Genomic DNA, 2646 nt, shown 5'->3' with positions numbered 1-2646 from the left:
TCGTTGTGGCGCTTCCGTGAAGAACTTGGCCCATAGTGCCTCTTTCCATTCCAGGGAGAGAATTGCACCATGAAAATTCGGGACTGTACACCTAGCCAAATCGCCGGTAGCCGCGCAATTTAATCTCGCTGCCAATGGCAAACCGACAGCTTTTGAAGGCTGCATCAAACGCAGCGTCATCGCTAACAAACGGGCCATACGTGCCGCGAGGGTCTGCCTGAGTGCCTGCGGCACCCGAAAATTCCTTAAACGTAATGGGCTCAACAATGTAGTACTCAGCGCGGCCAGTAGAGGAAGGTCTGCTTTCGACAGTCGCCCTCATTTGCCAGCCGTTAAAGGTATGAAGGCGCGTTTCCATAGATCCTCCCTTTTGGACGCGGGAAGGCCATCGCGAGGCCGAAATAACGTTTCCCTACCTCATGGTGCGCCTAATACCGGTTGCCCACAAGGCTTATATATAGGCGTATTTGCCGAGGTCTCGCCATGCCGATGAGAACGCTCCCGGCATTACTCGCAGTCGCGGCGACCGTGAGTGCAGCTTGCCTCTCGATCATGCGTGGATGGCAACGCGACGGATTCCTCGCCGAGCGCGTACCGTGGATCGCCGTCGGCGTCGTGCTCGTCGTCGCGGCTCACCGGCTGCCCGCACTCGTTCGATCGCACGGCTGGCGAGTGCGCACCTTCGGCGCCCTGCTCTGGATCGGCCGCATCGCCGCGACGTGCTACGGCCATGCCGTCTTCCTTCTGATGGCGCAAAAGCATGCGGGCGAGCCGCGCGCGGCTGCGGTGCCAGTCGGTCGTGACTTGAGCGTGATTGCACGTGACCGTGCCGACGCAGTAACGCGACCGGCCCGCGCCACCGCGCGCCGCTGCGCCTCGCCCGAGCCTGTGCGCCGGCCGCCCGTCGCTCGCTGCGCGCCTCGATACGCTTGATGTGGAGCAAGCCGAAGCACGCCGCGTCCAGGCCGAGCAGGACCGCGCGGCCGCACTCGCCGACCCGGTAACTGGCGCGCTGACCGCCTTTAGCCTGCCCACCGCCCGCGCCGACCTGATTGCCGGGCTCGCCTTCGCGAGCGTGCTTGAGGCTGTCGCCTGCTTCGCCTAGATGCTCGCGCTGCGCCCCGCTGCCGTGACTGAAATCGCGGTAACAGCCGCCACACAAGGCAGTCACGGGGCTTTGTCAAGTTGATGACTGTGCCGGGTAAAATGGCGGGATGCAGAAGAGCAAATCACACCCTACTACGGTTTCCGTTTCCCGGCATCGGTCATCAGCTGCGCAGTACGGTGGTACCACCGCTTCAACCTGAGCCTGCGGGACATCGAGGAATTACTACTCGAGCGTGGCGCGAGTGTCAGGTACGAATCGGTGCGCAACTGGTGCGATCGGTTTGGTGCGCAGTTTGCGCGTCGCGCGAAGGCCGTGCGTGGAAAGGCGTGTTCGACCTGGCACCTCGATGAAGTGTTCGTGAAGCTGCGCGGCGAGCCGTACGTGCTGTGTCGCGCGGTGGACGAACACGGCACCGAACTGGACGTGCTGTTGCAAAAACGACGCGACAACGCTGCGGCCAAACGCTTCTTCAGGAAGGTATTGCGCTCACATCCGGTGCCACAAAAGATTGTCACCGATCAACTGCGTAGCTATCCGGCGGCAAAGGCGGAGGTGCCCGAACCGGCCGGCGTGAAAAATCTATTGGTGAAAGCGTCGACCCGGGTCAATAACCGCGCGGAAAAAAGCCACCAACCCACGCGCCGGCGCGAGCGCCAGATGCAAGGCTTTCGCGATCCCCGGCGTACTCAGGCGTTTCTCTCCCGCTTCGGTCCTATCCGTCAGCACTTCGCCTTGCCGAGGCACCAGATGAAGGCTGCCTGCCATCGCGCAGAACTTCAGGCACGCCTGCTTGCCTGGCAGTGCTGGGCCGGCGTGAGCAGCCTCGGAATTCTCCAATAAGGATACCTTAGCTTGCCAAGATGGCACACACCATCTTCGGCCAACTTGACAAAGCCCCAGCAACTGTTGTGGGGCACGGAAGTCAGCTCGCTCAAGGACCTCTACATCGAACACGTGTCGGTGTCCGACGTCGAGCTGAAACTCTTGCTCCAGATAACCGCGCCCGCTGAAGAAATCACACACTCCTACGCCCATGTGTTCGACCTCATGGATGCGCTGCAAGCCTGCCTTGGCCGCGGCGGCAACACGAAGAGCTCCGCGACAAAGCCGGCCCGACTCCGGCTGCCACGAAGCAAACGCTGACGCTTAGACGCGCTGAATCTGCACCAGCGGCCGCCCCGGCCAAAACGGGTCCGCAAGTAATGCGCAACGCCTCTGTTCACGGGTACTAGATACGGAATGTGCAATTATTGCTGGCGCATGCGGATGTCGTCGGTCATGCGCTGACGCAGCGGGCTGACACCCGGTTGAGAGATCATGATCGGCTCCTGCTGGATAACGAGGCGGATTGCCTCATTCTCCAACATACTGAACCGCGGAGCCGCCCCCTCACGAACCACCGGACTTAGACGGAGCTCCTACCGCGCGAGCAGTTTCGTTCATCGTTAAGGGTTATTGGACGTCTGCCTCGTTCACATGACCGTGAGTTTGCCGCGGCGCGTGTGGGCAGGCGTCGAATAAGCCTCGAGGGAGGAAAC

The 2646-nt window shown here is 61.5% G+C and carries 5 protein-coding genes; 3 read left to right on the top strand and 2 right to left on the bottom strand.

The window, feature by feature from the left end; all coding sequences use genetic code 11:
- On the bottom strand, window positions 1-234 hold a 234-nt coding region (locus F4827_RS35010), incomplete at its 3' end, for a hypothetical protein (RefSeq protein WP_221303932.1).
- Between the two features lie 273 nt (window positions 235-507).
- The gene (locus F4827_RS34765) at window positions 508-732 is read right to left on the bottom strand and encodes a hypothetical protein (protein WP_183733704.1); all 225 of its coding nucleotides are present in this window, start codon (window positions 730-732) and stop codon (window positions 508-510) included.
- Window positions 733-934: 202 nt separating this feature from the next.
- On the opposite strand from F4827_RS34765, the gene F4827_RS35750 reads away from it, so the two are divergent.
- The 3 genes from F4827_RS35750 to F4827_RS34750 all read left to right on the top strand — a co-directional run bounded on the left by F4827_RS35750 (window position 935) and on the right by F4827_RS34750 (window position 2251).
- Complete coding sequence (locus tag F4827_RS35750; RefSeq protein ID WP_233178623.1) at window positions 935-1105, top strand: hypothetical protein; 171 nt, start codon at window positions 935-937, stop codon at window positions 1103-1105.
- A gap of 123 nt (window positions 1106-1228) precedes the next feature.
- Window positions 1229-1948: an IS6 family transposase gene (locus F4827_RS34755; RefSeq protein ID WP_183733701.1), complete on the top strand. Its 720-nt coding sequence runs from the start codon at window positions 1229-1231 to the stop codon at window positions 1946-1948.
- Between the two features lie 45 nt (window positions 1949-1993).
- On the top strand, window positions 1994-2251 hold the full coding sequence (locus F4827_RS34750) for a hypothetical protein (protein ID WP_183733698.1): 258 nt from the start codon (window positions 1994-1996) through the stop codon (window positions 2249-2251).
- Window positions 2252-2646 lie beyond the last annotated feature (395 nt).

The organism is Paraburkholderia bannensis, from assembly GCF_014200455.1.
Taxonomy (GTDB): domain Bacteria; phylum Pseudomonadota; class Gammaproteobacteria; order Burkholderiales; family Burkholderiaceae; genus Paraburkholderia; species Paraburkholderia bannensis_A.
The sequence above is the reverse complement of the archived record's forward strand: the minus strand, read 5'-3'. Positions and strand labels throughout refer to the sequence as shown.

Coding starts and splice junctions, on each gene's coding strand:
- F4827_RS34765 (WP_183733704.1), bottom strand. CDS start 732: ATGGCCGTAGCACGTCGCGGCGATGCGGCCGATCCAGAGCAGGGCGCC.